We start from the raw sequence: 6,560 nt of genomic DNA on the forward strand, positions 1-6,560 counted from the left end.
ATAAGAGAGATAAAAGATTCTGAAATAGGCTTAAAATTTGACAAAGAAAGTCAAAAAGGATTAGAAGTTTATTTAGTTATTTCGGAATGATTGAAATGAATATAGCGTTTCTGGTAAATGTGAATTATAACCAGATTTGGCATCGTCTCCCCACCCCCCAACCCAAGGTGAGCGCATCTCAAACGCTATTAACAATTGAGATGGCAAATTCTCCTCAAATATGCCTGAATCGTGGGTAAGCAACTCACATAAAGTTCATTTTGTCAAGGATCCTTAAGATGCGCTTACCCTGAAGTAGCTATAAGCTCACAGCCATTTTTTATTTATCGGCCAACGGAATCAAGTGGCGAGCGATGGCCCATGACTTGCCAAGATGACAGAGCGTCTATAGCTATTTTTCGGGGTTGGAAAGGGGACGATACTGATAGCATTTTTCAAAAGTAATGGCAGATATGGTTAATTGCCCTCACCCCCACCCCCCCTGCCACCCCGATGTGGGGGGTTGGAGGGGCGCGAGAGGGGTGTAGAATGCCTGCCATGAATAAAGAAAAATGGCATAACCTCATCCCTAAACCTTATTCCCGATTCCATCCAGAAATACTGTTAGGAAGTGAAAATTTATGTCACAATGATTCTATAAGGGCGATTTTTTAGTGATCGCCGAGGCCGTCTATTAATCGAATCGATGTCTTTGAAGAACGTAGCCCCAAACCGGAAACCTGACTTTCCTTTCCCATTCTTGCCACTGCTAGCGGAATTTTTCTCCCTTTTGTGTTATCCGCGGGAATTTTTGAGCTATTGCTGAGATTGGCATTTTGTCACTTCCCGTTAGTTGAATTCAACAAAAGAAGCTGTTTAGGAGCAATTTATGTTACACCGCAAGATTTATCAATTCTGTATGGATGGTCAGGAAGTCTGCATTTTCTTGCGCGATCAGCAAAGATGGATTGATAATGCTCGTATTGTCGATCTAGAAAGCGATCTCGTCACCATTCGCTACGAAACAGAAGAAGAAGACGAAATTAGTTCTTGGGAAGAAATGGTGCGTTTAGAAAGTATTGGTGCGGTTAGCAGAAAACTGGCCTCGGTGTCGCGGACGAATCCTGATATTAATGTCTCGGAAGATTGTCCAGAAGCAGAACAACTTTATCCCCATTCTCCCGATAGCTTAGATTAATTTTGTCGATTTAACTGACAGTGGCTAGAAGTCCCGCGGTTTTAACCATGACCAAGGGACTTTTAGGGAATGGAAGGGAAGAGAGCCAGTAAGAATCACCACTTGTTCTAAAATTATCCTAAGTAGTCGTGCAGAATTAATTTCTCGGTTAGGATAGGCAAAAGGTAAGAAGTAGTTAGATATGTGTAATTGATTGTGTCTAGCTACTTAAAAGCCGCCAGATTTTCTCTATTATAAGCTGGAGGAGCAAAATGAATTCTAATCCCTACTTCGCTGGCAAGGATATCTATCAAAAATTTGTGGCAGTAGTAATAGTTTTAATTAGTTGTTGGTTAGTGACTTTTCCGGCCTGCGCCGGAGCCGCCCCTCTAGAAGTTAAAATTAGTCTAGGCTCCGGCCAAGGAGAATTAAAATTCTTTCCTAGTCAATTAGACTTTATTGCTGGACAAAAATACAAATTAATTCTCGATAATCCCAGTCCCACTAAACATTATTTTACCGCTAAAGACTTCGCCGATGCTAGTTGGACGCAGAAAGTTGAAGCGGGAAAAGTGGAGATTAAAGGGGCGATTCACGAACTAGAATTAAAACCTAATGCACAGGCAGAATGGGTAATAGTTCCTCTCAAAACCGGTAAGTATAAATTAATCTGTACTATTCCGGGTCATGCCGAAGCGGGAATGGTGGGAGAAATTGCCATTAATAACCCATGAATTTAAGAAAAATTGTCTCCTTTGCTTTCCTATTATTTATTCCCCTATCGGTGGTCGCTAGTCGTCTTAATTGGGGAGATCAAGCTATTTTTATTACTGCCGCTTTATCGATCATTCCCCTGTCAATTTGGTTAAGTACGTCTGTGGAAAGAGTTGCCGTAGTAACTGGGCCAACTTTGGGAGGATTAGTTAATGCTATCTTTGGCAATACTACCACTTTAGTTATTGCCTTAATTGCCCTAAAAAAAGGCTTGGTGGACATCGTACAAGCCAGTATTACTGGCAGTATTCTCAGCGATTTATTATTATTTATGGGCATGGGAATGCTCACGGGAGGAATTCGCTACAAAGAGCAGGAATTTAAACCGATTTTAGCGCGGGTAAATGGTTCTTCCATGACTTTAGCAGTAATAGCGATCGCTTTACCAACTTTGGTAATATATACTTCTAACGTGGTGGAAGTTGCCGATATTCTCAGTCTTTCCCTAGTCACCGCCACGGTTTTATTAATAGTTTACGGGTTAACTTTATTATTTTCCCTCAAAACCCATAGCTATCTCTACGAAGTGGGATTAAGTAATGAAAATACCCCCGACAATCAGGTTAGTGAGGAAGAAAAAGCTCAAGTCTGGATTTGGTTACTTGTGCTGCTTACTTCCACCGTAGCTGTAGCTTATGAGTCGGATTTATTTGTTGATGTAGTGGAATCGGTGATGGAAGGATTTAATCTCACTCCTCTCTTTATCGGGGTGATTTTCATTCCTTTAATTAGCGATGTTTCTGGAATAGTTACCGTCACTCAATTAGCCCTAAAAAATCAGATGGATTTAACGGTTTCCGTGGCTATGGGTGATAGTTTATTGGTGGCTTTATTCGTGGCACCTTTATTAGTTTTTATCGGTCAATTTTGGCAGCAGCCGATGGATTTAAATTTTAATCCCTTTAACGTGGTGGCTTTGATTGTAGCGGTGGTTGTCACTAATTTAATCAGCTTTACCGGTCGTTCCAATTGGTTAGATGGAACCCTATTACTAGCCACCTATTTAATCTTGGCAGTAGCTTTTTATTACCATCCCGCCTAGCCAAAAAAGAGATTTAGGTATTTTCTGATATTTCTGTCTTAGAATGGATCGGTATCACCTTACTGCCGCAGGATTGCTGATGATGAAAAGAGGGTTTTGGTTTGTCGTCGGGTTAGTAGTAACGATAATTCTGCTTCCTTCCCTAGTTCTTTCTAATTCCATCGGTGAACAGGGAATTTATGCCGATCGCCTGCGGGCGGAACCCTATAATTTATTAGGGCGAAAAATTGCCATCGGTCAAGTGGAAATCGGCCGACCGGCTCAGTTCGGTTATGATAAAGTGGCGGCTTGGCAGCCTCCCTATAAGTTAGCCGGTGTTTTTTTTCGCGATCAAATTGCCAAACCCAACACCTATCTAGATAATCACGCCGCTATGGTGGCAACGGTGATGGTCAGTGATGATAAAAAAATCCCCGGAGTGGCCCCAAAAGCGAGATTATATTCGGGGGCGGTGGGTTCTTTGCGACGCGGTGGACAACCGGAAGAATGTCTTACTAGCCAAAATATTGCCCGACAAAATAGCGGTGATGTGCGCGCAATTAACTTTAGTTTTGGGGAATCTTTGCAAAGAGATCAGCGACAGGAACCAAAATTAGATGGTCAAGCTTTATTAACTCAATGTGTTGATTGGTCATCGCGAGTTGATGATGTTCTTTATGTAATTGCTGGTAATCAAGGTAAGGGAGGAATTCCCATTCCCACCGATCATTTTAACGGCATTACTACCGCTTATACAGCGACAAGAGAAGGAAAATTTACTAAAGTTGATTTTGCTAATATTAGTGCTTTGCCAGTGGGTATTGGTCGCAGTTTAATTAAACGGGAAATTAATGATGGTTCGCGACGGTCGATTAATTTAGTTGCTCCTGGCAATAAAATAGAGCTTTATGACCTCAAAGGTAAATTAAATACCGTTAGTGGCACCAGTTTCGCCGCTCCTCATATTACGGCATCCGTGGCACTTTTACAAGAATACGGCGATCAACAAATTAATCAAAAAAATCCCCATTGGAGTGTCGATTCTCGTCATCATCAAGTGATGAAGGCAGTAATGCTTAATGCTGCCGATAAAATTAAAGATACGGGGGATGGGTTACGGTTAGGTATGAGACGGACGGTCTTAACTAAGGATCAAAAAACTTGGTTAGAGTCCGATGCTTATAAAGACCCGAAAATTCCTTTAGATATGCAGATGGGGACGGGACATCTTAACACTTTTCGCGCCTACACACAGTTTAGTAATGGTCAATGGTCAGCCTCAGAATCTATTCCTGCCATTGGTTGGGATTACGCTACAGTTACCGCTAATGGTTATCAAGATTATGCCCTAGAGAAGCCCTTAAAAGCTAATAGTTTTGTTTCGATAACTTTAGCTTGGGATCGTTTGGTAGAATTAATCGATACTAATGGCAATAATCTCTATGATATCGATGAAAGTTTCCAGGATCGCGGCCTGAATAATTTAGATGTTTATCTTTTACCTGCTCAGGAGGATAATAATGCTAAATACACCTGTGCTTCCCTGAGTGATAGTGATAGTTTAGAGCATATTTTTTGTCCTGTACCCATCTCTGGAAACTATAAAATTCGGATTCTTTATCGTCAACAAGTTAACGATAAAGAACAAGCTTTTGCTCTCGCTTGGTGGACGGTTCCCGAATAATAGAAATGATAGTAAATCCTGTTTAAAAAGTATAGGAGAGTGGGAAGATGGGAGCGAGTTTTTAAAGTTCGATTGGCAGCTAACGGACTTGGTATAATTTAAATACCGAACAGTCTCTAAGATACACCTCGTTTTCTTTTCGGGATAACATCGTCAGAGATTCCCCAATAATTTGATGCTTGAGACATATTATATAGCAATAATTCGGCTGGCATTTTTTCTAAAATAACTCGGTTGAGATTAGCGGTATTGATATTCATTGCTCCCATCACAGAAGAGCCAAGTTCTTTCGATAATAGCGGAATAACCGCGTTACCAATCTCACGAAAACCATGCCATATTGTGCGGTGAAACTGAAACCAATCGGGGAATGTATGTAATCTGGCGGCTTCTCGTACAGTAATACAACGAGGAATAGAATAGTGAATGGGTCTAGGAGCAGTATAGGCCCCTTTGTCACTATTAGTTCCGGCCCGGAGAGTATTACATAAACCGGTGGGAGAAAGCTTTAAAAAGCGACTTTTTGGTTCCACTGTACCCGGTTCGGTTATGATAAATCTATCAATTGATCTTTGGGTATGAACTGAGCCTATATGTCCATAGATTTCTGCATCTACTGTTCTTTGATGGCAAAGTTTAAAAATATCTTTTGGCTGCACTGAATATTTTTTTCTCTTACCACTATAATCTAATTTTGATGCAGGTATGCCTAAATCAGTATCGATAAAGGCAGGTATTAATTCTAAATCTGAAATCGCATCATAGACGCTGGTAAAAGCTGATTTTTTGGCTGAGTTTAAATCGACGGTCTTTGTCAAAGGATATTTAGCCATCGGCACGTCTTTTCGACTACCAATTAAGATTAATCTTCTGCGCTTTTGTGGTGCGCCATATTCACTGGCATCAAGGATTTTAATTGGCTGATTAATTGTATAGCCAATAGCTTCAAATTCAGAGATTAACTCCTCTAAAAATTGTTTGTGTTTACCCGTAGCCATGCCGGGGACATTTTCAAAGATAAAATACTTGGGTTTAATTTCTGCTACAATCCGCAGATATTCAAATACAAGAGAATTTCTAGGATCATCTATTTGTCGTTTACCAATCAATGAAAAACCTTGGCAGGGGGGACCGCCGGCAATTAAACTAACATCGGTGGCATAGCCTTTTAGTTTTAATAATTCCCATATTTCTCTACTTGTTACTTTGGCTATATCCCGGCAAATAGTTTGACAATAGGGAAAGTTAAAATGATGAACCAAGGAATGGACTGCATCAAACTCCACCGCTACAGCAATATCAAATCCCGCCGCTTCTAGACCAAGGGACATCCCACCGCAGCCGGCAAATAAATCGATCGCAATTGGTCTATGTTTCACTTTGATGATTAGCTCTCTATTGTCTGCCTTTCATTATACTGTAAGTAGGGAGGCACAATTATTGGTAGGATGGGTTAGCGGTAGCGTAAACTATGCGGGTGTTGGGTTTCATGCTTCAACCCAACCTACGTTCTGCTTTTTATTATACTGTATTTCTGATATAATTAACACTTTAAGTTTTATTAAGAGTGCAATTCCTTGAGCAAGTTAGTAATCAATTGATCGACTTTCTCTAATTCTTGAATAATTTGTTTAACTCTCTCTAATTCGTCGGCAGGGTTAGGCGTTTTTTTCGTTTTTATTCCCGAAGAATGAGCGATTTCACCGCGTTCTTCTCCAAAAGTATTCATATTGGCTAACCAAACTTTATCTAAGTCATCACTATCGATGCCGATTGGTAAGAGTAATTTTAATAGGTTAGTTTCTTTAATCCCATGATTTTGATCGATAACTGATTTAAAACATCTAATCACTATGTCAATTTTTTTAGTTATTTTCAGTTTGTCTAGGGAGACATTTTTGTTACCTTTAAGAGGAGTAATGGTA

General features: G+C 40.3%; 6 protein-coding genes. 4 read left to right on the plus strand and 2 right to left on the minus strand.

Annotated elements, in window-relative coordinates; translation table 11 throughout:
* Positions 1-868: 868 nt before the first annotated feature.
* From PX636_RS10580 to PX636_RS10595, 4 genes are all read left to right on the plus strand, one after another.
* Positions 869-1,177, plus strand: a complete 309-nt coding sequence (locus PX636_RS10580; RefSeq protein WP_002757875.1) for a DUF6679 family protein — start codon at positions 869-871, stop codon at positions 1,175-1,177.
* A 251-nt stretch (positions 1,178-1,428) separates the two neighbouring features.
* Entirely contained in the window at positions 1,429-1,890 is a 462-nt protein-coding gene (locus tag PX636_RS10585; RefSeq protein WP_288117087.1) for a cupredoxin domain-containing protein, read from the plus strand.
* Positions 1,887-2,972 (plus strand): calcium/proton exchanger, encoded by a 1,086-nt coding sequence (cax, locus tag PX636_RS10590; RefSeq protein WP_079208892.1) that lies wholly within the window; start codon positions 1,887-1,889, stop codon positions 2,970-2,972. The genes PX636_RS10585 and cax overlap by 4 nt, the downstream gene beginning before the upstream one ends.
* A gap of 43 nt (positions 2,973-3,015) precedes the next feature.
* The gene (locus tag PX636_RS10595) at positions 3,016-4,635 is read left to right on the plus strand and encodes a S8 family serine peptidase (protein WP_288117089.1); all 1,620 of its coding nucleotides are present in this window, start codon (positions 3,016-3,018) and stop codon (positions 4,633-4,635) included.
* 116 nt (positions 4,636-4,751) lie between these two features.
* Here PX636_RS10595 and PX636_RS10600 read toward each other — a convergent pair whose 3' ends face one another.
* Both PX636_RS10600 and PX636_RS10605 read right to left on the minus strand, forming a co-directional pair.
* The gene (locus tag PX636_RS10600) at positions 4,752-6,014 is read right to left on the minus strand and encodes a DNA cytosine methyltransferase (RefSeq protein WP_288117091.1); all 1,263 of its coding nucleotides are present in this window, start codon (positions 6,012-6,014) and stop codon (positions 4,752-4,754) included.
* 182 nt (positions 6,015-6,196) lie between these two features.
* Positions 6,197-6,560: HEPN domain-containing protein (locus PX636_RS10605; RefSeq protein WP_288117107.1), on the minus strand; the 364-nt coding region annotated here is incomplete at its 5' end.

This window comes from Microcystis sp. M53598_WE2, assembly GCF_030067735.1.
Classification (GTDB): Bacteria; Cyanobacteriota; Cyanobacteriia; order Cyanobacteriales; family Microcystaceae; genus Microcystis; species Microcystis aeruginosa.